Origin of the sequence: Methylobacterium sp. Leaf89 (assembly GCF_001422215.1) — a bacterium.
Classification (GTDB): Bacteria; Pseudomonadota; Alphaproteobacteria; order Rhizobiales; family Beijerinckiaceae; genus Methylobacterium.
This window is the reverse complement of the sequence record NZ_LMML01000011.1, coordinates 94,365-118,066: the sequence shown is the minus strand read 5'-3', so window position 1 is coordinate 118,066 and position 23,702 is coordinate 94,365. Positions and strand designations below refer to the sequence as shown.

16 protein-coding genes are annotated in these 23,702 nt (G+C 70.3%); 8 read left to right on the top strand and 8 right to left on the bottom strand.

The window, feature by feature from the left end:
• Nucleotides 1-115: 115 nt before the first annotated feature.
• Entirely contained in the window at nt 116-820 is a 705-nt protein-coding gene (locus ASF18_RS06210) for a GntR family transcriptional regulator (RefSeq protein ID WP_244472601.1), read from the top strand.
• Between the two features lie 530 nt (nt 821-1,350).
• Nucleotides 1,351-5,739 (top strand): hypothetical protein, encoded by a 4,389-nt coding sequence (locus ASF18_RS06205; protein WP_056350223.1) that lies wholly within the window; start codon nt 1,351-1,353, stop codon nt 5,737-5,739.
• A gap of 80 nt (nt 5,740-5,819) precedes the next feature.
• Here the strand turns inward: ASF18_RS06205 and poxB are convergent, their stop codons facing one another.
• Complete coding sequence (gene poxB / locus ASF18_RS06200) at nt 5,820-7,580, bottom strand: ubiquinone-dependent pyruvate dehydrogenase (protein ID WP_056350220.1); 1,761 nt, start codon at nt 7,578-7,580, stop codon at nt 5,820-5,822.
• Nucleotides 7,581-7,839: 259 nt separating this feature from the next.
• Here poxB and ASF18_RS06195 point away from each other — a divergent pair, with 259 nt between their 5' ends.
• Together ASF18_RS06195 and ASF18_RS06190 are read left to right on the top strand one after the other, a co-directional pair.
• On the top strand, nt 7,840-8,082 hold the full coding sequence (locus ASF18_RS06195; RefSeq protein WP_056350219.1) for a PilZ domain-containing protein: 243 nt from the start codon (nt 7,840-7,842) through the stop codon (nt 8,080-8,082).
• A gap of 72 nt (nt 8,083-8,154) precedes the next feature.
• A complete protein-coding gene (locus ASF18_RS06190) occupies nt 8,155-8,424 on the top strand; it encodes a PilZ domain-containing protein (protein WP_338011825.1) in 270 nt (89 codons plus the stop codon).
• Between the two features lie 10 nt (nt 8,425-8,434).
• On the opposite strand, the gene ASF18_RS06185 is transcribed toward ASF18_RS06190, so the two are convergent.
• The 7 genes from ASF18_RS06185 to ASF18_RS06155 are packed head-to-tail and all read right to left on the bottom strand — an operon-like array spanning nt 8,435 to nt 17,307.
• The gene (locus ASF18_RS06185; RefSeq protein ID WP_056350217.1) at nt 8,435-9,718 is read right to left on the bottom strand and encodes a hypothetical protein; all 1,284 of its coding nucleotides are present in this window, start codon (nt 9,716-9,718) and stop codon (nt 8,435-8,437) included.
• A complete protein-coding gene (locus ASF18_RS06180; protein WP_056350215.1) occupies nt 9,715-11,511 on the bottom strand; it encodes an alpha/beta fold hydrolase in 1,797 nt (598 codons plus the stop codon). Before ASF18_RS06180 ends, ASF18_RS06185 begins: the two co-directional genes overlap by 4 nt.
• Nucleotides 11,501-13,936 (bottom strand): glycoside hydrolase family 2 protein, encoded by a 2,436-nt coding sequence (locus ASF18_RS06175; protein ID WP_056350213.1) that lies wholly within the window; start codon nt 13,934-13,936, stop codon nt 11,501-11,503. The genes ASF18_RS06180 and ASF18_RS06175 overlap by 11 nt, the downstream gene beginning before the upstream one ends.
• A 9-nt stretch (nt 13,937-13,945) precedes the next feature.
• Complete coding sequence (locus ASF18_RS06170; protein ID WP_056350211.1) at nt 13,946-14,920, bottom strand: DUF1839 family protein; 975 nt, start codon at nt 14,918-14,920, stop codon at nt 13,946-13,948.
• 4 nt (nt 14,921-14,924) lie between these two features.
• A complete protein-coding gene (locus ASF18_RS06165; RefSeq protein WP_082487155.1) occupies nt 14,925-15,893 on the bottom strand; it encodes an amino acid--[acyl-carrier-protein] ligase in 969 nt (322 codons plus the stop codon).
• Nucleotides 15,893-17,056 carry an acyl-CoA dehydrogenase family protein gene (locus ASF18_RS06160; protein ID WP_056350209.1) on the bottom strand — a complete coding sequence of 388 codons (1,164 nt, stop codon included), beginning with the start codon at nt 17,054-17,056 and terminating at the stop codon, nt 15,893-15,895. The genes ASF18_RS06165 and ASF18_RS06160 overlap by 1 nt, the downstream gene beginning before the upstream one ends.
• Nucleotides 17,053-17,307, bottom strand: coding sequence for an acyl carrier protein (locus tag ASF18_RS06155; RefSeq protein WP_244472596.1), 255 nt, complete (start codon nt 17,305-17,307; stop codon nt 17,053-17,055). Before ASF18_RS06155 ends, ASF18_RS06160 begins: the two co-directional genes overlap by 4 nt.
• Nucleotides 17,308-17,736: 429 nt before the next feature.
• Between ASF18_RS06155 and ASF18_RS06150 the strand changes: the two genes are divergently transcribed.
• The 4 genes from ASF18_RS06150 (at nt 17,737) to ASF18_RS06135 (ending at nt 23,694) form a co-directional block, all read left to right on the top strand.
• Nucleotides 17,737-18,825 carry an acyltransferase gene (locus ASF18_RS06150; protein WP_056350206.1) on the top strand — a complete coding sequence of 363 codons (1,089 nt, stop codon included), beginning with the start codon at nt 17,737-17,739 and terminating at the stop codon, nt 18,823-18,825.
• Between the two features lie 253 nt (nt 18,826-19,078).
• On the top strand, nt 19,079-20,266 hold the full coding sequence (locus ASF18_RS06145; RefSeq protein ID WP_056350204.1) for a glycosyltransferase: 1,188 nt from the start codon (nt 19,079-19,081) through the stop codon (nt 20,264-20,266).
• A gap of 12 nt (nt 20,267-20,278) precedes the next feature.
• A complete protein-coding gene (locus tag ASF18_RS06140; protein ID WP_056350201.1) occupies nt 20,279-22,477 on the top strand; it encodes a polysaccharide biosynthesis tyrosine autokinase in 2,199 nt (732 codons plus the stop codon).
• Between the two features lie 110 nt (nt 22,478-22,587).
• Entirely contained in the window at nt 22,588-23,694 is a 1,107-nt protein-coding gene (locus ASF18_RS06135) for a glycosyltransferase family 4 protein (protein WP_056350279.1), read from the top strand.
• Nucleotides 23,695-23,702: the final 8 nt, after the last annotated feature.

Here is a 23,702-nt window from a genome sequence, read left to right as displayed (position 1 = left end):
TCGGACGGACGTGCGCCCCAGAAATCCAACGATACACGGCGATGTCGCGCCGGATCCGGCGGCCGGTGATCGCCCCTCGGTGCTGTCCCTCCTGCGGCTGCGCGCGGACACCGCCATGCCGCTCTACCGGCAGATCGAGGGCCAGCTGCGCGAGCTGATCCTGTCGGGCTCCCTGCCGCCGGGCGTCATCCTGCCGGCCGAACGGCAACTGGCCGACAGCCTCGGCGTCAGCCGCGTCACGGTCCAGCGCGCCTATGCCGAGCTCAGCGACGAGGAGCTCCTCGTTCCCCGCGGACGCTCCGGCTTCCTCGTGCGCCACCGCCCCGAGCCGGTGCGCCCGGGCATGGACCGCCTCAAGGGCTTCACCGAGGAGATGCGGGAGCTGGGCAAGATCCCCTCCTCCCGCATCCTGGAGCGGGTGGTCGCCGAGGACCGCTCGATCGCCTCGATCTTCGGCCTGCCCTCCACGGCCCCGTTCCTGCGGCTGACCCGCGTGCGCTCCGGCGACGGCGTGCCGATGTCCCGGGAGGTGGCCTGGTACAACATCCGGGCCGTGCCCAGCCTGGAGACCGGCGACCTCTCCGGCTCGGTCTACGCCTTCCTGGCCGAGCACCCGGGCGGCCGCCTCGTGCGTTGCGAGCAGACCGTGGAGGCGACGATGCCGAATGCGGCCGAATGCGAGATCTTCGCCTTCGCCCAGCCCCTCCCCTGCCTGCTGATCAAGCGCCACAGCTACAACCGCGACGCGGTCATGATCGAGTATGTCGAGGGCCTGTTCCGCGGCGACGCCTACCGCTACCGCCTGAACCTGAGCACCTGATCCGGGCTCCGCTCGATCGAGGCGGTGCCCGGATCGGCAAGCCTGCGCGGCCCTTGAGCGAAGCCCAGATCCGGTCTCCCGAGGGGATCGAACGGATGGGCCGGGTCCCTCCTCCGGTTGGTTCCTGCGGCGCCCCTCACCCCAACCCTCCCGCACACGGGAGGGGGGCCGTTCCGCACGTGCCAACCGAAGCGATCAACCGGACGCGGTCGGCGGCGCGGCCGAAGGGCCGTGCGCCGCGTCCGCAGCCTCGGACGCCTGTCCGCCAGAATTCGCGCGAAGCATCTAATCATTTTTCGTTATTCAAAGAACCAAAGGTTTGATTTTACTCGTTGTCCCGCTGCGGTACGTAAAATTGAACGAAAAAACGGCAGCGTTATCGTCTAGTGGCGAACGGTTGTTCTGGCGGCCTGATCTTTACTGACGCTCGTCTGGCTTCTCCGGAGCGCGCATCGGACCCTGTCCGCGTCGATAGATAAGCTGTGGTCGTCGTTGTTCGTATTTTTCTGTCGTAGGGAGACAGGGACGCCATGTATACGATTGACGGTAATCTCGGGGAATGGGCGCCTTCCGACCGTCTGAATCCCATCGACGGCGGGCCGATGGATTACGGCCTCTACGGGCACATCGAGAGCGGCGTGGCGACCTTCGCCATCACGGCACCCGCCGGGACCGCCATCGGAACCTTCACCACGATCTGGCTCGACACCGATGCCAACACGGCGACCGGATACCAGATCTTTGACCTCTACGGCGGCTACGACTTCAACATCAACATCGCGCCGGACGGGCAACCGTATCTCTATACGGGCGTCGACGGGGGGACACTCGTTTCGGTCACGCCCCTCACCCACGCCTACAACGCCGATCGCTCGGTGCTGGAACTCAGCCTCCCGACGGCCCAGATCGGCGGGCCGACCAGCCTGAACGTTTTCGCGGACGTCAACAACGCGGTCTTCATTCCGGGCGATTACGCGGCCGGCCCCTACACGATCGCTGAGACCAATCAGCCCGGAGACCTGACGCTGTCCGGGCTGACCGACGGCAATGCGTCCGAAGGCACGCCCATCGTGGCGACCCTCACCGATGCCGATGGCCTCGTGCCCGGTGGGCCGGCGCTCTACACCTTCTTGGACATCGTCGCGAATCAGGTGCTGCAGGCCACCGATTCCAACAGCTACACGCCGACCTACGGCGACAGCGGCAAGATCATCGCCGTCACGGTCACCTACACCGACGCCCTGGGGCACGCCGACTCGGCCTCGGCCTCGGCCGGCAGCGTCACGGACGTGGACCGCGCCGGCAGCGTCCTCCTGTCGGGCTCGGTGGCGGAGGGCCAGACCATCAGCGCCAGCCTGTCGGACCCCGACGGTCTCCCGGCACCGGGGGGCGTGACTTACGCCTTCCAACTCGACGGCGGCACGGTCGAGACCAACAGTTCCGGCCAGTACACCCTGGGCTATGGTGATGCCGGCAAGGGGCTCTCGGTGGTCGCCACCTACACCGATGGGCAGGGACATGCCGGCATCGCCTCGGCTGTCGGCGGCACCGTCACGGACGTGGACCGCGCCGGCAGCGTTCTCCTGTCCGGCTTGGTGACGGAAGGCCAGACGATCAGCGCCAGCCTGTCGGATCCCGACGGGCTCCCGGCACCGGGCGGCGTGACTTACGCGTTCCAGTTCGACGGCAGCACGGTGGAGACCAACACCTCCGGCGCGTTCACCCTCGGCTACGGCGATGCGGGCAAGGTGCTCTCGGTGGTGGCGAGCTACACGGATGCGCAAGGGCACGCCGGCATCGCCTCCGCCGTGGGCGGCAGCGTGGCGGACGTGGATCGCGCCGGCAGCGTCCTCCTGTCGGGCTCGGTGACGGAAGGCCAGACCGTCAGCGCCAGCCTGTCGGATCCCGACGGGCTCCCGGCGCCGGGCGGCGTGACTTACGCCTTCCAGCTCGATGGCAGCACGGTCGAGACCAACACGTCCGGCGCGTACACGCTCGGCTACGCCGATGCCGGCAAGGTGCTTTCGGTGGTCGCGAGCTACACCGATGGCCAGGGCCACGCGGACATCGCCTCGGCCGTGGGCGGGAGCGTCACGGACGTGGACCGCGCCGGCAGCCTACTCCTGTCGGGCTCGGTGGCGGAGGGCCAGACCGTCAGCGCCAGCCTGTCGGACCCGGATGGGGTCCCGGCGCCGGGCGGCGTGACTTACGCCTTCCAGCTCGACGGCAGCACGGTCGAGACCAACACCTCCGGCCAGTACACGCTCGGCTTCGGCGATGCGGGCAAGGTGCTCTCGGTGGTCGCGAGTTACACCGATGGGCAGGGACATGCCGGCATCGCCTCGGTCGCCGGCGGCAGCGTGGCGGACGCGAACCAGGCCGGCAGCGTCCTGCTGTCGGGCTCGGTGACGGAAGGCCAGACCGTCAGCGCCAGCCTGTCGGACCCGGACGGGGTCCCGGCACCGGGGGGCGTGACTTACGCCTTCCAGCTCGACGGCAGCACGGTCGAGACGAATACGTCCGGCCAGTACACCCTCGGCTACGCCGATGCCGGTAAGGTCCTCTCGGTGGTCGCGAGCTACACCGATGGCCAGGGCCACGCCGGCATCGTCTCGGTTGTGGGTGGCACCGTCACGGACGTGGACCGCGCTGGCAGCGTCCTGCTGTCTGGCCTGGTGACGGAAGGCCAGACGATCAGCGCCAGCCTGTCGGACCCGGACGGGGGCCCGGCACCGGGGGGCGTGACTTACGCCTTCCAACTCGACGGCAGTACGGTGGAGACCAACACGTCCGGCGCGTACACGCTCGGCTACGCCGATGCCGGCAAGGTGATATCGGTGGTCGCGAGCTACACCGATGGCCAGGGCCACGCGGACATCGCCTCGGCCGTGGGCGGGAGCGTCACGGACGTGGACCGCGCCGGCAGCGTCCTCCTGTCGGGCTCGGTGACGGAAGGCCAGACCGTCAGCGCCAGCCTGTCGGACCCCGACGGGGTCCCGGCAGCCGGCGGCGTGACTTATGCCTTCCAGCTCGACGGCAGCACGGTCGAGACCAACACGTCCGGCCAGTACACGCTCGGCTACGCCGATGCCGGCAAGGTGCTCTCGGTGGTTGCCAGCTACACCGATGCGCAGGGCCATGACAGTGTGGTGGCGGCTGCGGGCGGCACCATCACGGACGTGAATCGCGCCGGCAGCGTCCTCCTGTCCGGCTCGGTGGCGGAGGGCCAGACCGTCAGCGCCAGCCTGTCGGACCCGGACGGGGTCCCGGCGCCGGGGGGCGTGACTTACGCCTTCCAGCTCGACGGCAGCACGGTCGAGACCAACACCTCCGGCCAGTACACCCTCGGCTACGCCGAGGCCGGCAAGGTCCTCGCGGTGGTTGCGAGCTACACCGATGCGCAGGGCCACGCGGACATCGCCTCGGCGGTGGGTGGCACCGTCACGGACGTGGATCGCGCCGGCAGCCTGCTCCTGTCGGGCTCGGTGACGGAGGGCCAGACCGTCAGCGCCAGCCTGTCGGACCCGGACGGGCTCCCGGCGCCGGGGGGCGTGAGCTACGCGTTCCAGCTCGACGGCAGCACGGTCGAGACCAACACGTCCGGCCAGTACACCCTCGGCTACGCCGAGGCCGGCAAGGTGCTTTCGGTGGTTGCCAGCTACACCGATGCGCAGGGCCACGCGGACGTCGCCTCGGCCGTGGGCGGCAGCGTGGCGGACGGGGACCGGGCCGGCAGCCTGCTCCTGGCCGGCCTCAGCGATGGCCGGGCCGTCGAGGGACAGAGGCTGACCGCCCGGGTGACGGATGCGGATGGCGACCCGGCGGCCGGCAGCGTCGCCTACGACTTCAAGCTCGACGGGATCGTCGTCGAGACGAACAACACCGGCGTCTATACGCCCGGCTATCAGGATGGCGGCAAGGCGCTCGCCATCGACGCGACCTACACCGATGGTGCGAACCATCCGGGACTCGCGTCCCAGACGCTCGGGGCGATCGTGGACCTGGGATCGCGCGACGCCGTCACGTTCGCGTTCGCCTTCGACGCCTCGCAGGTCCGGATCGAGCAGGGGCGATCGTTCGTCATCGATCCGAGCGGACTGTCACACGACGTCACCGGGATCTCCGAAATCAAGTTCACCGATGGGACCATCGTCGAGAACGATGCCAGCCCGCTGGTCGACGACCTGTTCTACTATGGCAGCAACAAGGACGTCTGGCGGGACGGCATGGATGCCGACACGCACTACGCCCAGTTCGGCTGGCTGGAGGGCCGCGATCCGAACGCGGAATTCTCGACGACGGGCTACCTGGCGGCCAATCCGGACGTCGCGGCCGCGAAGGTGAATCCCCTGACGCATTACGAGACCAACGGCTGGAACGAGGGCCGCGATCCGTCGCTCGGCTTCGACAACGAGCTGTACCTCGCCCGGAATCCCGACGTGAAGGCGGCGGGCATGAATCCCCTGGTCCATTACCTCGCTTTCGGCCAGGCCGAGGGGCGCGAGACCTATGCCGCCGTGGGCCGCGCGCTCGACCTGAACACGCACCCGGGCTTCGACGCGGAATACTACCTGCTGTCCAACCTCGACGTCGCCCAGGCGGCGCTCAAGGCCGGCGGGGACAGCTTCGCCTTCGCCTACCAGCACTACGAGACCAACGGCTGGCACGAGGGCCGCGATCCGAACGCGATCTTCGACACCCAGGGGTATCTGGCAGCCTACCAGGACGTCGCCGCCGCCAACATGGATCCCCTGGCGCACTATCACGACTTCGGCTGGAAGGAAGGGCGGGATCCGTCCGCCGGCTTCCACACGAACGCCTACGAGGCGGCCAACCCGGACGTCCGGGCCGAGCAGATCGACCCGATGCTGCACTACCTGCAGTTCGGCGCGCTCGAGGGCCGATCCCCCCTGGGCTGACGGCCTCGGGCGGCTGGGAGGCCCCGGCCGCCCGAGCGGCGCTTGCGGTGAGGGCGGGCCGCCCGAGCGACCCTCCGCCCTCAGCGCAAAAGGTTCGTCTTCGCCAGGTCGAGGACCGAATCCCCGCGCCCGCTCATCACCGCCCGCAGGACGTAGAGGCTGAAGCCCTTCACCTGCTTGCCGTCGATCTTCGGGGGCATCGAGAGTTCCTGGCGGGCCACCACGCAGTCGAGGAGAGCCGGGCCCGGATGGGCCATCACCGCGCGCACGGCGTCCTCGAGTTCGGCCGGGTCCTCGACCCGGACGGCATGGATGCCGGCGCCGCGGGCCATGGCGGCGAAGTCCGGGTTGTCGAGGGACACGCCCGTCTCGATGTAGCCGGCGGCCTTCATCTCCAGCTCGACGAAGCCGAGGGTGCCGTTGTTGTAGACCACGATCTTCAGGGGCAGCTTCTGCTGGCGCAGGGTGAGGAGGTCGCCCATCAGCATGGTGAAGCCGCCGTCGCCCGAGAGCGACACCACCTGCCGGTCGGGATAGGCCGATTGCGCGCCGATGCCCTGCGCCATGGCGTTGGCCATCGAGCCGTGGACCCAGGAGCCGATCAGCCGGCGCCGGCCGTTCATCTTCAGGTAGCGCGCCGCCCAGATCGTCGGGGTGCCGACATCGGCCGTGAACACCGCATCGTCATCGGCCGCCTCGCTCACCAGCTTCGTCAGGTATTGCGGGTGGATCGGCGGCTTTGCCGATTTCAGGCCGAACCAGCCCTTGGCGGGCGCGCCGGTGGCGAGGTCGTCGAGGTCCTCGCGCGCCTTGGCGTAGTGCTTCAGGGCGGCGTCGAGATGCTTGCGCTCGGTCTTGACGGTGAGCTTCGGAAGGAGGGCCCGGAGGGTGTCGTCCACGTGGCCGACGAGGCCGAGGTCGAGCTTGCACCGGCGCCCGAGCTGGCCGGGGCGGATGTCGACCTGCGCGATCGTCGCGTCCTGCGGGTAGAACTGCCGGTAGGGGAAGTCGGTGCCGAGCATCAGCAGGGTGTCGCAGGACATCATCGCGGCGTAGCCCGACGAGAAGCCGATCAGCCCGGTCATGCCGACGTCGTAGGGGTTGTCGTACTCGACCACGTCCTTGCCGCCGAGGGCATGCACGATCGGACTCTTCAGGGCCTCGGCCAGTTGGAGCAGCTCGGCATGGGCCCCGGCGCAGCCGCGTCCGCACAGCAGGGTGATCCGCTCCGAGCCGTTCAGCAGCGCCGCGAGCGCGTCGAGCTCGGGCTCGGCCGGGCGCACCACGGGCCTGGGCGGGATCAGCCCCGCATTGGGGGCGACGCCGCGGGTGGGCGCGTCCATCAGGGCGACGTCGCCGGGGATGATGACCACGGCGACGCCGGAGAGGCCGATCGCCGCCCGCATGGCGTTCTCCAGCACCTGCGGCAGCTGGGAGGCGTCGCCCACCATCTCGCAGTAGTGGCTGCACTCGCGGAACAGCTCGCCCGGATGCGTCTCCTGGAAGTAGCCCGAGCCGATCTCGGACGACGGGATATGGGCCGCGATGGCCAGCACCGGGGTGCGGGTGCGGTGGCAATCGTAGAGGCCGTTGATCAGGTGGACATGGCCCGGCCCGCAGGACCCGGCGCAGACCGCGAGCTTGCCCGAGAGCTGGCTGTCGGCCCCCGCCGCGAAGGCCGCCACCTCCTCGTGGCGGACATGGACCCAGTCGATGGTGCCCCGGGCCCGCAGCGACTCGGTCAGCGCGTTCAGGCTGTCCCCGACGATGCCATAGATCCGCTGGACGCCCGCCTGGTCCAGGGTGTCGACGATGAGGTCCGCGACGGTGACGATCTTCATGGCGCTCGGCTCCGGTTGTCCCCCTGCCGAACCGGATGCCGCACCCGGCGGTTCCAGCCGAGGGTTGTGTCCCACGCGCAGCTGTCATCCGGGGGCGTTGGCGCGGGGCGCGACCTCGTCGCGACCCTCGGCGTATACGCTGCGCGGTTTCCGGCCCCGACTTTTCTCGCGAATGCGGGCAATTTGAGCGACCCGGTTAGGCCGCCCTTGGCGCGGGCCGCCGAATCTGGGCTGTCCGATCTGTCTCGAGATCCGTCCCATGCAAGACCGCCGCGCCGAACCCCGGATCCTGTCCGATGAGACCGGCAGCATCACTCTCGACGAACACACCGAGATCGCCTGCCTGGTCCATGATGTCTCCCTGGGCGGGGTCAGGATCACCCTTCCGGATGCCGCCCGGGTGCCGAGTCCCTTCCTGCTGACGGCGCCACCGCTGGACGGGACCAAGCTCTGCCACGTCGTCTGGCGCACCGACGAAATGATCGGTGTGCAATTCCGCTGACGATCCGCCCGGCGGATCGTGGATACCGAGTCGTAACCACTGGGACTCTACCTTCGCCTCGACCACAACCACATGGCACCCCCGATGGAAGAGAGACGATCCGAGCCCCGCTCCCGCACGTTGCTGACAGGCAAGATCGCGTTGCAGGGTGGCGGCGTGATCGACTGCACGCTGCGCAACCGCTCCGCGTCCGGCGCCCGGCTCCGGGTCGCCAGCGTGGTCGGCATTCCCGACCGCTTCACGCTGCTGCTGGAGCTGCAGGGCGAGCGCCGCCCGGCCCGGGTCGCGTGGCGCAAGCCGGGTGAGATCGGCGTCCAGTTCCTCGACGAACCGGCCCTCTAGGACCGGCGGGCTACCAGATCTCGAGGACGGCGAGGCGGTCGGTGGCCGCCACCGTGGGGACCTGCATCGGTGCCAGTCCCGTGACGCTGACGACGCCGTCGTCGCCGAAGCGGTGCAGGCGCAACCGCCGGGGCGGGCTCGAAAGATGGAGCGCCACGGGGCGCGGCGCGCTGTCCGGGCGCGGCGCCCGGGCGTTGCGGTCCCAGCCGTCGAGCCCGAGCCAGACCGGCACCAGCAGGGCGCCGTCCGCCCGCTGGAAACTCGTCGCCACCAGATCGGGCACATCGACCGGCAGCACGACCCCGATGCGGTCTCGGGACGCCGTCGCGTCCTCCGCGCGGCCGCCGAACAGGCGGATCAGGCTCCGAACGGCGGCGAAGGACGCGCTCGGCGTGCCGTCATGGGCGATCAGTCCGAACCGGCTCTCCGGATCGGCATCGCCCCCATCGAACGCGGAGATCAGCTCGTAGAGATAGGTCCGGCGTACGCCCTGCAGGTAGCTCCACAGGAGGAGGCGCGGCAGGTAGCGGGCGCGGAGAGCTTCCGAGACCGGCAGGTGGGCGCTCCGGGTGGCCAGCGCCGTGTGATAGCCGGTCTCGGTGACGATGACCGGCGCGGTGCCGAAGACCGGCCGGACGGCCGCGAGGAAACCGCCGAGACTGCCCGCCCCTCGGGTTTCGGGATGCTCCAGCCCCGGATAGGCGTGGACGTTGGCGAGATCGACCGAGGCGGACAGGTTCTCCGCGGCGGCGATGTTGGCCTGGATGTAGCTCGGCCCGGCCACCCGGACGGTTCGGTGCCGCGGGGCGTCCCGCACCGCGCGGAACAGCGCCGCCTGATGCTCCGCGGACAGGCGGGCAAGGCCCGGACGCGCGGCCACCGGCGGCTCGTTGCCGCCCTCCACGACGACGAGCCCGTCGTCGGCCCAATCGGCGATCTCGGCGAAGCGCTCCGGCGGCACGCGCGGACCGGGGGTCAGGCCGTCATAGAAGACCAGGCTGAAGCGGTAGCCCCGGCGGGCGAGCCCCGCGATCCGCTCGAACTGCCCGGCCGGCTCCGTGCCGACGAGGACGATGTCGTCGCGCAGGTGGCGCACGCCGAGGTCGTCGAGGGCGGCGGCACAGTCGGAAAAGCGCGCGACGTAGGGCGAGCCGCCATGGCCGAGATGCACGTTGATGCCGATGGCGTCGATCAGGTCCTCGCAGCGGTGCGCCGGCGCGGGTGCGGCCTCGATCCGCGATGCGAAGGCCCCCGCCCCAAGGGCCAGGGTCGCCCGGCGGGTGAGCCCGCTCACGCCAGGCTCGCCAGAACGGTGGCCCGGGAATCGGTCTCGACGGGTTTGTGCGCTTCCGTGCGGGTCGCCCGGGCCTCCTGAACCGCCGTCAGGAGGTCGCGCAGGTGATGCCCGAGCAGGGCCTGCGCCGTGGCCGAGCTGAAGTTGTGGTCGACTTCGGGCACGATCGCCACCGGCGCGCCGAGGTGCCGATCGGCCCGACCGGGCGCGCGGCCGAGATAGCGGTGGAGGGCGGCGAGCCCGGGGTCGCCGGCGCTGTAGACCAGGCGGATCTCGGCGCCCCGTCGCCGCAGCCGCGCCACCCGTCGGGCGACGGAGCCGCCGGGGGAGATCGGGTTCACGAGGCGCCGCAGCCGCCGGACGGCCGCATCGAGGCCGCGCTTGGCCAGGGTCGCGCCGATCGCCCGCACGTGGATCTCGCCGCGCAGGAGCCGCCGCCAGGTCGCGCCCCGCTTGAGCAGCGCCGCATAGGTGCCGGTGCTGCCGAACGTCTGGCGGATCACGGCGTCGACGTCCTGATCCGGGTCCCAGTCGAAGCAGTAGGGGTTGATCAGGAGCGCCCCATCGACCCGGGCGTCGCGGCAGAGGGCCTGGAACGCCGCATGGGCGCCGCTGCAATTGCCCATGAGGACGATGGGGCCTCGGACCTCGGCGAGGTGATCGAGGGCACGGCCCACATCCGCGAAACCGTCGGGGGCGTAGGGCGGCCTGCGACCGTCCGACCGGCCGCCGCTGTCGCCGATGCCCGCGAGGTCGAAGCGGAAGGACGGAATGCCGTCCACCGCGAGCCTGCGGGCGAGCGTGGTGGTCTGCCGGCCCCACCCCGAATGCACGGTCATGCCGGTGGAGACGAACACCACCGTCGGCGCACCCGGATCCTGCCGCCGGGGCGTACAGCTGATGCCGAACAGGTCCGGCTGGAACCGGGCGGGCGCCTCGGACCAGCCGGGGCCGACGAGGTGCGCCGGGCCGAGATCCAGGGGAATGGCCGGACCGGCGATGGTGACGCCGTCCGTTGCGAAGGCGGTGATCCGATTGAAATCCGCCTCCGGGACCTCGGCGAAGATCGGGTCGCCGACGAGAAGCGGAAGGCCCGGCAGCGGCCCCGTCTCGACGGCGCTGCCGAGCGCCGTCAGCCGTCCCGCCAGCGTCCGGGTCTCCGGTGCGAGAAGCAGGGTTCGCGGGGCCGGCGCGCGGGTGATCGCGCCGGCGTCGAGGGCGCCGACATCGGTCAGGAAGGCTGCATCCATGCGAAAGCCCCCGACCGACAGGCCGTCCGGATCCGCCTTCGGGGCCGCGCCCTCCGCGACGCCGCCCACCGTCCGGGCGCGAAGCCGCATCTCGCGGAGATAGGCGCGTCCGGTCGCGGCCGGTGCCAGCAGGACCAGGCGGTCGACGCTCTCCTCCTGGGCCGCCAGCAGGGCCAGGTTGGCACCGAGGCGCAGGCCGACGAGGACGATCTCCGTGACGCCGGTCGTCTCGCGCAGGAAGCGCATCGCCCGGCGGATCGCCGCGACGTTGGCCGAAACCCGCACCTCGCCGGGATCGCCGGAGTTGCCCTCCCCCGGATAGTCGAACCGCAGGGTCGGGCAGCCGGCCGCGGCGAGTCGATCCGCCAGGGCGCGCCAGGGGCGATGGGCGGCCATCTGCTCGAACCCACAGGCGCCGCACAGGAGCACGCCGCGCCGGCCCGCGGCCGGGTGGACCCATCCGAACAGGTCGTCGAAGGTCACGGGCATGGCGGCGTCGGGCGCCGCGTGCGTCTCGTGCTCGGGGCGGACCTCACGCGTCATGACCGAACCTCACGCTTTCGCTGCTGTTGAGGGCCGCGACCGCGCCCTGCGGGAGCCGATGGCACCCGGGGAAGCGAACCAGCCGCTCTGTCCCCGGTGCCAGGTGGAAGCCGCTGTCGCAGGGCCGCGCCGCGGAGCTCCGCACGCTCACCCCGAGGGCGAGATGGTCGGTTCCGATGCGCAGGGTCGGCACGGATGCACCGGCCACGGGTTCGACCCGCAGGCCGATCGCCTCGGGAGTGACCGGCCGGAGGCCCGGAAAGTGGAAGCTTTCGGCGACGACCGCGCCGTCCGCATCGGTGAGACGGGCATGCGCGAGGTCGTGGATGCGGGGGCCGAAGCGGTAGCTGTCGGTGGCATCGAAGAAGCGGCCGAGCATCTCGGCGGAGGAGAGGGTCAGCGAGGCGCGCGGGTCGACCGTGATCCCGCGTTCGGCCCGGGCCGCGACTTTGCCGGTGCGATCCGCGAAGATCAGCCCCAAGCGCAGGTCGACCGGCCGGGCGGTCTCGTTGTGGACATGGAGGTGGAGACCGCTCAGGCCCTCGTCCGACAGGGTGACCTGCACCGGGCGGAAGGCGCGCTTCAAGGCGTACCAGCCGGATTTCGGGGTTTGGGTCCAGTCGATCACGCCCCAGCCGGTGCCCGGCCCGAGGTCACGCAGGAACCAGACGAGGCCGCCGGCAGTCGGCGAGCGCGCCCGGCGCCACTCGGCGAAGGTCGCCTCCATCACCTCGGCCACGGCGGCGCGGCCGAGTTCGAGGTAGCGCTCGGGATCGGCGGCGCGCAGGGCGGCGGGATCGACCCCGTAGAGCAGGGCGACATAGTGGTCGCGCACCTGCTCGAAATCCCAGTCGGCGCCCCGGTCGCGGGGGATGCCGCGAGCCCAGAGCGGATCGGCGGGCCCCATCTGCCTGAGCGTCGCCGGTTCAGGCGGGTTGGCGAAAGCGAGGCATTCGCTGGCGAATCCCACCTCGGCCCGGCGCGCATCCTCCAGAGGGCGGCGATAGGCACCGACGCCGTAATAGTGGGTACAGCCCGCGCTCGGCGAGAACGGTAGGTCGCCGCCCGAGGGCGAGTTCGGTACCACCACGAGGTCGGGACGGGTGCCGGTGACGAGTCCCGGCAGCGTCTCGGTGCAGAAGGCGTCGGCCCAAACCGTCCGCGGCGCCCCGAGCATGGCCGCCTGCTGCCAGACTTCGCTGCCGCCGCAGATCACGGCGAGGCAGGGTGCGAGCTGAGTCCGCTCGAGGATCCCCGACACTTCCCGGTCGAGGCTGGCGGCAAAGCCGGCGGCGTCGTGCGGATAATCGAAATTCGCCAGCATCAGGTCCTGCCAGACGAGGATGCCGGCGGCGTCGCAAAGGTCGTAGAACTCGGGCGAGGGATAGAGGGTGGCGCCGGAGACGCGCAGCATGTTCATGCCGGCCTCGCGCGCAAGGTCGACGAGGATGGCGCCATCCTCGGTGCCGAGGCCGACGAGGTCCGGGGGGGTCCAGTTGGCACCCCGACAGAACACCGGCACGCCGTTGACGGCGAGCGCCAGGCCCTCCGCGAAGGGTCGTGCCAGCGACAGGCTGCGAAAGCCCGTCCGGCCGAGATCGACCGTCGTGCCGTCGATTTCCACGCGCACGGGATGGAGGTGGGGCGTGCCGTGGGTATGGGGCCACCAGGGCGCCACGCCGGGCAGCGCCAGGATTCCGGTGAACAGATCGGGCTCGGATTCCGTCAGGGTGACCGCGCGCCCGGCGCAATGCAGCGTGACCGATGCGGGATGGCCGTCGATCCGCAGGCGCGCGGACAGCCGGCCCACGTCGCCGTCATAGGTGGCCCGCAGGTCGGCTTCCGCCAGGCCGCGGCGCAAGGGCTCCACCGTGATCGGGCGGTAGGGACCCACGAGGTCGATGTCCAGGCACCAGCCCGGCATGAAGCCGAGGAGGCTCGTTCGGACGTGGCGCAGGGAGCCCGGCGTGATCATGCGGGGGCGCCAGCGCCCGCGTTTGCCCGGGCGGTCGAGCTCCGTCTTGAGCGACCGGAAGCAGAGGCCGAGCTCGGCCCCCGGCCGGAGATCGGCCTCGACGGCGTAGGCCTCGAACATCGAGCGGGAGACCAGCACGGGCATGCCGTCGAGCCACACCTCGGCGAGGGTCGCCAAGCCCTCGAAGCGCAAGCGCACGGCACCGCTTTGGGTCAGCCGGGTCCGGTACCAGACGTCCTGGTCATGAATCAGCGTCGGTGCCGACTCCGACCAGCCTCCGGCGTCCCGCAGGGCCGCGGCGACGGTTCCGGGCACCGGGGCGGGGATCCAGTCCGCCGCCTCCGACAGGTCGCCCGGGCCGGCCCAGGCGCCGGGCGGCGTCAGGGCGAGCCGCCAGGGGCCGTCCACGGCCTGCGGGACCACACCGTCGATGGACCGGATCCTGGCCACGCTCCGCCCCTATCGATCGAGCGCGCGGTCGAGGGCTGCGAACACGTCCGCGTAGGTGGCCGCGAGCCGGTCGAGACGCGGCGCGAGACCGTCGGCACTGCGGCGGTGGAAGGCCCGTGCAAGCTGGAACTGGAAGGCCTTGGCCTCGACGGCGAGGCGCGCGGCCGCGTCCGAGGCTGGAGCGAAAGGCCCCGCAGCTGCCGCTTCGAGCCAGGCGAGATGGCTCGCGAGCATCTCGAAATTCGCTCCGAGCTGGCGCGTGGTGTTGAAGGCGTAGGCGTGAAAGACCCCGAGGGGGCGCTGGACCAGGGCAGGCGCCGTCCGCGCGAGGGCGTCGCGGAACGCCAGGACCGGATTGTGCGCCGGCGCCCGCGTACGGTGGCGCCGTAGCAGGTCGAGGGCGGCGCCCGGCAAGTCGGCCGGGCTCATGGGGGACGCGACCGCCTTCACGAACTCCGCGTAGGGCGGCAGCACGGCAGGTCCGAAGATGCCGTGGTAATTGTCGCCGGAGAGCCGGAAGCGACCGGCATTGTGAAGGTAGTCGAGCTCCCGGGTTTCGGGGTCGAGGGCCAGGATACCGATCGTGGTCTTGCCGTGCTCCCGGCCGTAGGTGGTGCCGGAAGTATCGGGCAGGTGGATCGCGTCCACTTCCACCAGCACCGGGCGGCCCTGTTGGACCTGGATCAGGGCCTGCGCTTCGAGGGTGTCGTAGACCGCGAGCTCCAGCACCTCGATCCCGTAGAGCCGCTCGAGATCGGCCGCCGGCGGCTTGAAGAACGTGAACTGGTCGCCCTCGAAATCCTGCCGCAGGGTGAAGCCCAGCATCGCCTCCGGCACGAGGCCGCGCCCGTGCAGGAGTTCGATCCAGAGATCGACGTAGCAGTTCGTTTCCGGCCAGTTGCGGTCGGCCGCATGGAGCAGGTGCGGCGCGTAGAGCGTCTCGGGGGCGAGCCCCTGCGCCGGCCGGAGGCGTGCGGCGGTCACCGGATCAGCCCCACAGAGTGATGCGCACGGCATCCGGCCAGGCGGCAAGGTCCAGGCCGTGATGGCGCAGGAGCGCCAGGGTGATCCGTTCCAGGCCGAAGCCGACGCAGGCAGTGTGCGCGACGCTGCCGTCGGCTTGGCGCAGGTTCCAGGTCGTTCCGAAATGGTCCTGATGGTAGTTGAAGCTGAGGCAGGCGGTCGGCTTCTCGACGCTGTTCACCGGCACGTTCAGCTCGAACTTCAGGTTCTGCTGGCGCTGGTTGTTGGCGAGCATCCGCCCGGCCCGGCCGAAAAACGGATCGTTGGCGACGTCGATCGCCAGCGGCAGCAGGAGGCTGCGGATCATCTCGGTGCCGCGGGCGAGCCAGGATTCACGGAAGGCCAGCACCTGCTCGGGGCTGCCCATGCGCACGTATTCGCGCATCCGGAAGAGCTGCATCCGGGTCGGCTCCAGGCTGGGTTCGCGCCGGAAACAGTACGATTGCAGGTCGAACAGGCCGCCCTCTTCGGGCAGGCGGCCGCGCGCTGCGGCGGCCGGGTAGAGGGGGTAGCAGGCTGCGGGGGTGAGCACGATGTCCGTCGCCTGCTGGTGACCGGTCCAGTCGCTCCGGGCTTCGACGCAGGCGAGAAGCTCGGCATGCTCCGCCTCGTTGCCGCAGAAGCTGTGAATGGTGCCGGCGAGGTTCGGGAAACCCTTGAGGTAGCCGCTGCGCTCGAAGGCTGGCCGGCTCATGCCGGGGGGAAAGCGCATCACCTCCGCCCCGTCCGCCGCGCCGAGGCGGCTGATCAGGCGCTCGAGGGCATCGACGACGCTCTCGAAGGCGCCGCTGCGGCCGTAGAGGCCGTCGACGCCGGTGCGTACCAGGAGGCCCTGGTCGAACAGGCGGTCGAGGAAGCTCGGGACGCCATCCGGGGCCTCGTCGAAGATTTCGGCGGCGCGGGAATCTGCCCGGGGAGAGAAGGTCGAGTCCATCACGCGCTCATGAGCTGGCCGCCGCCCTTCTGCACGAGCAGAAGCTTGGCGGTGTTGGCGAGGATGCGGTCGTTTCCGATCATCAGCGGCGCCGACAGGACGTCGCGCAAGGGCCGGCCGAGGCTGAAGGGCGTGCCGTTCTTGTAGCCGGCGAGGCCGACGATCGAGAGGGCGCGCTGCACGATGTCGACGGCCATCTCGGAGGCGGTCGTCTTCAAGTTGTTCAGCATGACGGAGAAGCCGATCGACCCGATGGTGTCGACGTCTCCCTGCGCGTCCTCGTAGCGGCGCAGCGCCGACACGATGGCGGCCCGCATCGCCTGGAGGGCGTTCGAGACTTCCGCGAGGCGCAGGGCCGTCGGCGGCACCTGACCCGGCTGGCGCCGGGCCTCGGTCTGCACGAAGGTGCGGGCGCGGTCGACAGCGGAATTGGCGATGCCGAACCAGACGCTGCTCCACAGGAGGTGCGAGGAGGCCAGCATCGACTGGGCCGCGATCTCCGCGAAGGGCTTGGGCAGGATCTGCTCGACGGGAATGTCCCGGGCCTCCAGGCGGAAGCCGTCGCTGCAGGTGCCACGCATGCCGAGAGTGTCCCACACGCTCTTGCGCTCCAGGGAGACCTGGTCGGCGAACAGGGCCACCAGCACTTGGTCGGAGCCCGCGGCCTCCGGGTGGCGCCGGGCAGTGGCGAGGATCAGGTCGGCCTGCGTCCCGTAGGAGATCACGGAGGCGTCTTTGCCGAGGGCGAAGACGCCGCCGGTGGTCTCGACGGCGCAGAAGCTGGTGCGCAGGTCGCCGCCGATCCCGGCCTCCGTGGTCGAGGAGGCGACGAGGAGCTGCTCCTGGGCGATCCGCTCCATCAGGTGACAATGCCACGCGCTGTCCAGGCCGTGGGCCACGAGGCTCGCGACCTTGATGTGGTGCATCGCGAACACCATCGCGGCACTGCTGCACGCTTGCCCAAGCATGCAGCACAGGTCCGCGATCTCTCTCAGCCCGGCCCCTTCGCCACCGAACTGTCTCGGGATCTGCAGGCCCAACAGGCGCTCCGCCTTGAGGGCCGTGACCGCTTCCAGGGGGAAGCGGCCGTCTCGGTCAACGGCGTCGGCATGGAGCGCCGCGATCGTCGCCGCCCGCTGCGCGCGCTGGGCCAGGGTGCTCATGCGGCCTGCGGATGGAGGACGGTGGCCACGGTCTCGCGGATCGCAGCGATCGACGCGAAGGACTTGCGGGTCAGGAACTCGTCCGGGAACTCGATGCCGAACCGCTCCTCGAGGGCCAGCATCAGCTGGACCGAACCGAACGAGTCGAGGCCTCGATCGAACAGGCTGTCGTCGTCGCCGATCTGTTCGGCGACCGGCGCGAGCACCTCATTGGTCGCGAGGATCTCGCGGATGTCCTGGGAGGTGACCAAGGTACGGCTCCTTTCTAAGCAATAGCACATGTATTGGCTGGCAATTTGAATTGTCAAACAACAAGGGCTACGATGGTAAATACCGGGCTCTGTTGTGGGTGATCGGGGTGGTCGATGGCCGACGCTCCGATGCTCACCCAACGCGCCGGTCTTCTAATCGATTTTCGTACCAATCCTAGAGGAAGGCGACTTTACAGGCGCTTTCCCCAAGATCCTCCGGCTCGGAAATTCACCGGCATTCGCATCGTCAGGGACAACACCTGATAGCGTGGTAAACAAAGTCTCGCAATAATTGACAAAAGGCGGAACGATTCAGGATAATGCCTGGAATGACGTGACTTTGCGGGCCGGCGCGCGCTCAGGTTCGACGATCAGGCGTTGATCGGGTCCGCTCCCGTTCGGCGGACGCACACGATCCTTCGGCGAGAGATGATCTACAACCTGCAGATCCTGCGCGCCCTGGCGGCCTATTCGGTCTTCCTGACGCATTTCGGACTGTACGCGGGCCCCATCCTGCCGAGGCCCGACGCGATGGCGTTCGGAGCGGCGGGCGTGGACGTGTTCTTCGTCCTGTCCGGCTTCATCATGTTCGTGAGCACGGCCGGGCGAAGCGAGACCCCCGGTTCGTTCCTGCTCCGTCGGGCGATTCGCGTGGTACCCCTCTACTGGCTCGTCACCCTCGGGCTGGCGCTGATCGCGCTTGCCGGACTGAAACCCATCGGCATCGTCGAGCTGCGGCCGGATTACGTGGTGCAGTCACTGCTGTTCCTGCCGTTCTCGCGGGGCGGCTACGTCGAGCCCCTCAATTCGGTGGGCTGGACGCTCAACTACGAGATGTTCTTCTATGCCGGCTTCGCCGCCTTGCTGCTGGTGTCGGACTTGCGCGCGAGGATGATCGGCCTGGCCGCCGCCTTCGGTGCGCTGGTCCTGCTCGGCCTGGCGCCGTTACCGGGCCTCTACTGGGCCTATTACACGAAGCCGATCGTGCTCGAATTCGTGGCCGGTGCGGCTCTGGGCTACGCCTATCTTCGCTGCGGGGCGCCCTCGCCCGGCTTCCCGGTCCGGCGGGCGGCCGTCGGCGCGCTCGCGGTCGCGGGCGCCCTCATCCTCGGTGGGCAGGCGGTGGCGGGCGCCCTCGGCGCCGATTTGGAGATGACGGGGTTCCTGCGCCCTCTCGTCTGGGGGAGCGCCGCGGCGCTCGCCGTCGGCGCGCTGCTTCTGCTGGAGCGGGGCGGCATCGTCCTGCGCTCGAGGTGGCTGTTCTCCCAGGGGAACGCCAGCTACGCGTTCTACCTGATCCACAATCTGATGTTGCATGCCGGCGCCAAGGTGGCGGCCGTTCTGGTGGTTCCCGGTCCCCTGCGCGTCGTCCTGGTCTTCGTCCTGGCCTTCAGCGCTTCCGTGCTCCTCGGGGAATGGCTGTTCCGCCGCGTGGAAAGGCCCATCGGGGCCGCCCTGCGGCGGTTGTGCGACCGGAGCCCGGGCCCTGGACCGCTGCCCGGCGCGGTTCCTTCCTGAACGAACGGACGCCGCGATGCGAAACCACCGTCTGTCTTGGCCCTTTCTAAAAACCTAATACGGGCAGGCTGATTTTCGATAAAAGCGTCCGCAGACTGTTATCTCTAAGTACTGATCGTGCGTAAGATGACTTCAGCACGTGGGTTTATCATAGTAGTTTAGTTCGAAGAGAGAATGCTCTCAGGGGTCGGTGTCATGCCGTCCGTCTGCGGAGGTTCTCTCGGTGTCCGGCAGGCCGGCGAGGATGTTTCGGATGCGTATAGCGATCGTTCACGACTGGTTATACGTGGTCGGAGGCGCCGAGCAGGTTCTGCGCCAGCTGCTGAAGATTTATCCGCAGGCCCATGTCTATACCCTGTTCGACTTCCTGCCCGAGTCCGCGCGGACCTATCTCGGCTACACGCAGGCGCGCACGAGCTTCATCCAGCGCCTTCCCCTCGCGCGCACGCGGCACCGGCACTACCTGCCGCTGATGCCGCTCGCCATCGAGCAGTTCGACCTGTCGAGCTACGACCTCGTCATCTCGAGCAGTTACGCCGTGGCCAAGGGCGTACTCACCGGACCGGACCAGCTTCACGTGTCCTACGTCCACTCCCCCATGCGCTACGCCTGGGATCTGCAGCACACCTATCTGCGGGAGAGCGGCTGCGCGAGCGGCGTCAAGGGCCTGCTCGCTCGTCTCATCCTCCACCGGATGCGCCTGTGGGACTACCGCACCGCCCCCGGGCCGAACGCGATCATCGCCAATTCCGGTTTCGTGGCGCGGCGGATCCACAAGGTCTACGGCCGCGGCGCCGAGGTGATCCCTCCGCCCGTCACCCTGTCCAGCCAGCGCTACGACGGACCGCGCGGGAACCACTTCCTGGTGGCGAGCCGCCTCGTGCCCTACAAGAACGTCGAAGCCGTAGTGCGTGCCTTCGCGCAGCTGCCCGGCCTCGACCTCGTGGTCGCCGGCACCGGTCCGGAGGCCGAGCGGCTGAGGGCGATCGCGACCCCGAACGTCACCTTCGCGGGGTTCGTATCCGACGAGGAGTTGCGCCGTCTCATGGCCACGGCCCGCGCCTTCGTCTTCGCGGCGGAGGAGGATTTCGGGATCATCGTTGTGGAGGCCCAATCGGAGGGCACGCCGGTCCTCGCCCTCGGGCGCGGCGGCGCTCGCGAGACCGTGCAGGCCCGTGGGCCGAACCGCACGGGCCTGTTCTTCGACACGCCCGAGCCCGATGCCATCGCGTCCTGCGTCTGCGACTTCATCCGCCAGGAGGACAGCTTCACCCGCGAGGCCTGCCGGAACCAGGCGGAGCCGTTCTCCGCCGATCTGTTCCGCATCCGCTTCTCGCGCTTCGTCGACGAACAGCTCACGATGCATCGCGCCGCCTGCGAGCCACGCCTGCGCACCCTCTCCCGGCTCGAGGCCGTTCCCCGCTTCGAAGCCGTGTCCTGAGGAGCGGCGCGCATGTCCCTCCTCACCCTCGACATGCCCGACCGCGCGCCGGCCGCCGGGCGCGTACCCGAGCAGGACCGCGAGCGCGGCGGCGCGCTCATGGCGCCCCTCCTCAAGATCTGGCGCCGCCGCGTCCTGTTCGCGACCGTCTTCGTCGCCGTCCTCGGGCTCGCGGTGGGCATCCTGTTGCGCACGCCCGCCCAGTACGTGGCGACCGGGTCCGTCATCGTGGCCGAGCCGGAGCCGGGCGCCAGCAACGCCTCGATGGCCTGGATTCAGAAGCTCGGCGATCCGGCCGATCTGGAGAGCCAGATCCTGGTGATCCGCTCGCCCCGCCTCATGCGTCTCGCCGCCGAGAGCGGCCTCGCCGAGGCGGTGATGTCCGAATGCCGTGAGACCGTCACCCGTGGGCATCCCGACCGGATCACGGAAAAGAAGGATGCCGTCTGCGCCAAGCTCGGCGCGGACCGCGACGCGCTCGTGGAGTATCTGCAGAAGCGCTACATGGTCGGCAGCGCCGGCCGCTCCCGCGTCATCGCCATCGGCTACAAGTCGCCGCTGCCCGAGGTGGCGCAGACGATGACCAACGCGCTCATCAACGCCTTTCTGGAAGACCAGCGCAACGCGCAGGCCTCGAGCCGCAAGGCGGCCACCGACTGGCTGTTCACCGAGATCAAGCAGCTCGACGCCTCGATCCGCGACGACGAGGCGCGCATCCAGGCCTTCCGCCGCCGTAAAGGCCTCGTGAAGGGTGCGACCGGTCCGATCAGCGCCGAGCGCCTCACCGGGATCAGCCAGCAGCTCGCGGCCTCCGAGGCCGCCAAGGCGGATGCCGCTGCACGCCTGAAGGAGATCGAGGCCGACCGTCGACGCGGCTCCGACAGCGCCCCGGCGGTGCTCGCCAGCCGCGCCGTAGGCGACCTCAAGCAGCAGATCAGCGGCGTCAGTGCGCAGCTCGCCAACCAGAGCACTCTGCTCGGCCCGAACCACCCGACCGTTCGCGCCCTGCAGACCGAGCAGGCCAGCCTGCGCGCCCGGATAGACCGGGAACTCGCCAACGTCGCCGACGGCCTGCGCAAGACCTATGAGGCCTCGAACAGCCTGGCCCGCTCCCTCCGCGCCCAGATGGACGCCGCTAAGTCCGAGGCGGCCGCTGCCATGGACGACGAGGCCTCGATCGAGGGCATGGTCCGCAACGCGGAGATCAAGCGCGCCCGCTATGCCGACCTCGTGAAGCGGGCGAGCGAGCTGGAGACCGAGCGCCGCATCCTCACCGGCAGCACTCGCTTGGTCAGCCTCGCCGAAGTGCCCCAGGAGGCGTTCTCGCCCAAGCCCGTCCCGTTCCTGGTCGGGGCCGTCGTACTGGCGACCGTGCTCGCCGCCGGCGCCGCCCTCCTGCGCGATCTCGCCGACCGCCGGGTCCGCACGCCCGCCCAGCTGGTGGCCGGCACCGGCGCCCCGGTCTTCGCCCAGCTGCCCTGCCTGGATGCCGGCGGCCTGATGGGCCGCCTTTCCGACCGGCGCCGCGAACTGCCGCTGGCCGAAGCCCTGCAGCGGGCGCAGGCGGATCCCGGCATGCGGAACGTGCTGCGGACCCTCCACGCCCACCTGTTCCTGGCGGGCGGCGACGGCTCGCGCACGGTGCTGGTGACCTCGGGCAAGCCGCGCGAGGGCAAGTCCTTCACGACCTTCGCCATCGCCGGCCTCAGTGCCGCGAGCGGTCGCCGTGTCCTGGTGATCGAGTGCGACCTGCGCCGGCCCAACTTCGAGGCCTCCCTCGGTCTGGGCCGCAGCCCCGGCCTCGGCGGCGTCCTGCGCGGCGAGATCGACGCGGCGGCGGCCGTCATCGCCAAGGACGGATTCGACGTCATCCCGGCCGGCGTTCCGACGCCGGACTCGACCGAGCTTCTGATGAACCACCGCATGGCGAACCTCCTGCGTTGGAGCCGGCGCTACGACCTCGTGCTCCTCGACAGTCCGCCGACCAGCCTGCTGATGGATGCCTGCATGCTCGCCCGCCACGTGGACGGCGTGCTCTGCTGCACCCGTGCGGGCCGCTCGCAGCTGTCCGATACGATCGAGACCGTGACGAGCCTGCGTCAGGCCGGCGGCGCCGTCCTCGGCATCGCCATGACGATGGTCAAGCCCGGCGGCCAGCCGGCCTACGAGGCCATGCCCCTGTCCTTGCCGCATCGTACGGGAGCCGCCTGATGGCCGGGACGCTCTCGACCGCGACCGGTTCCGAGCGGGCGCGCACCGCGCATCCGGTGGAGGCGCGGGCGGCCCAGCCCCGGGTGCTGTTCGTCAGCCACACCGGCACCATGTCCGGCGCCGAGCTCGTTCTGCGGGACGTCGTGCGGGCCTGGCCCGGCTCCCAGGCCTTCCTGTTCGAGGGCGGCCCCCTCGCCGACGCCCTGCGAGAGGCCGGTCTGACGATCCGGCTCGCAGCGCCGGGCGCCGACCTCTCCGGCCTGCGCCGGGACGTCTCCCCCTGGCGCGCCCTTCCGGTGCTCGGCAGCCTCGCCCGTTTGGCGCGGGACCTCGCCCGGGCCGCGCGCGGCTGCGACGTGGTCTATGCCAATTCGCAGAAGGCCTTCCTGCTCGCGGCCCTGCCGGCCCGTCTCGTCGGCCGCCCCCTGGTCTGGCACCTGCACGACATCCTCGACGGCGCCCATTTCGGCCCGGCGCAGCGGATCGTGCAGGCCCGGCTCGCCAATGCCTGCGCGGCGTGCGTCATCGTCCCCTCGCGGGCCGCGGCCGAGGCGTTCGTGCAGGCGGGCGGACGCCGGGACCGGGTGACGGTGGTGCCGAACGGCCTCGACCTGATCCTCGACCCGCGCCCCGTGGCCGAACTGCGCACGGAGCTCGGCCTGCCCGCCGGGCCCCTCGTCGGCGTGTTCAGCCGTCTCGCACCCTGGAAAGGGCAGGACGTCGTGATCGAGGCGCTGGCTGAGATGCCGGGCCTGCGCTGTCTGGTGGTGGGCTCTGCCCTGTTCGGCGAGGATGGCTACGCGGCGGGCCTGCGCGACCTCGCGGCGGCCCGCGGCGTCGCCGACCGGGTCCTGTTCCTGGGCCAGCGCAGCGACGTGCCTCGCCTGATGCAGGCCGTCGATGCGGTGGTTCATCCCTCCGTGGACCCCGAGCCGTTCGGCCGGACCCTCGTCGAGGCGATGCTGGCCGGCGTGCCAGTGGTCGCCACCGATGCCGGCGCTTCCAGCGAGATCCTCGACGGCGGCGCCCTCGGCACCCTCGTACCGCCCCGTCGCCCCGACCGCATCGCCGCCGCCCTCGCCGAGATCCTGGATCGCCCGGAGGCCTTCGCGGAGCGCACTCGCCTGGCTCGCGAGCGGGCCCTCGCCCGCTACGGCGCCACCCGGATGCAGGACGACCTCGCCGACCTGATCCGCCAGGCCGCCGCTCGCCCGTGACGCTGACG

Coding starts and splice junctions, on each gene's coding strand:
- ASF18_RS06210 (WP_244472601.1), top strand. CDS start 116: ATGCCGCTCTACCGGCAGATCGAGGGCCAGCTGCGCGAGCTGATCCTG.
- ASF18_RS06205 (WP_056350223.1), top strand. CDS start 1,351: ATGTATACGATTGACGGTAATCTCGGGGAATGGGCGCCTTCCGACCGT.
- poxB (WP_056350220.1), bottom strand. CDS start 7,580: ATGAAGATCGTCACCGTCGCGGACCTCATCGTCGACACCCTGGACCAG.
- ASF18_RS06195 (WP_056350219.1), top strand. CDS start 7,840: ATGCAAGACCGCCGCGCCGAACCCCGGATCCTGTCCGATGAGACCGGC.
- ASF18_RS06190 (WP_338011825.1), top strand. CDS start 8,155: ATGGCACCCCCGATGGAAGAGAGACGATCCGAGCCCCGCTCCCGCACG.
- ASF18_RS06180 (WP_056350215.1), bottom strand. CDS start 11,511: ATGACGCGTGAGGTCCGCCCCGAGCACGAGACGCACGCGGCGCCCGAC.
- ASF18_RS06165 (WP_082487155.1), bottom strand. CDS start 15,893: ATGGACTCGACCTTCTCTCCCCGGGCAGATTCCCGCGCCGCCGAAATC.
- ASF18_RS06160 (WP_056350209.1), bottom strand. CDS start 17,056: ATGAGCACCCTGGCCCAGCGCGCGCAGCGGGCGGCGACGATCGCGGCG.
- ASF18_RS06150 (WP_056350206.1), top strand. CDS start 17,737: ATGATCTACAACCTGCAGATCCTGCGCGCCCTGGCGGCCTATTCGGTC.
- ASF18_RS06145 (WP_056350204.1), top strand. CDS start 19,079: ATGCGTATAGCGATCGTTCACGACTGGTTATACGTGGTCGGAGGCGCC.
- ASF18_RS06140 (WP_056350201.1), top strand. CDS start 20,279: ATGTCCCTCCTCACCCTCGACATGCCCGACCGCGCGCCGGCCGCCGGG.
- ASF18_RS06135 (WP_056350279.1), top strand. CDS start 22,588: ATGTCCGGCGCCGAGCTCGTTCTGCGGGACGTCGTGCGGGCCTGGCCC.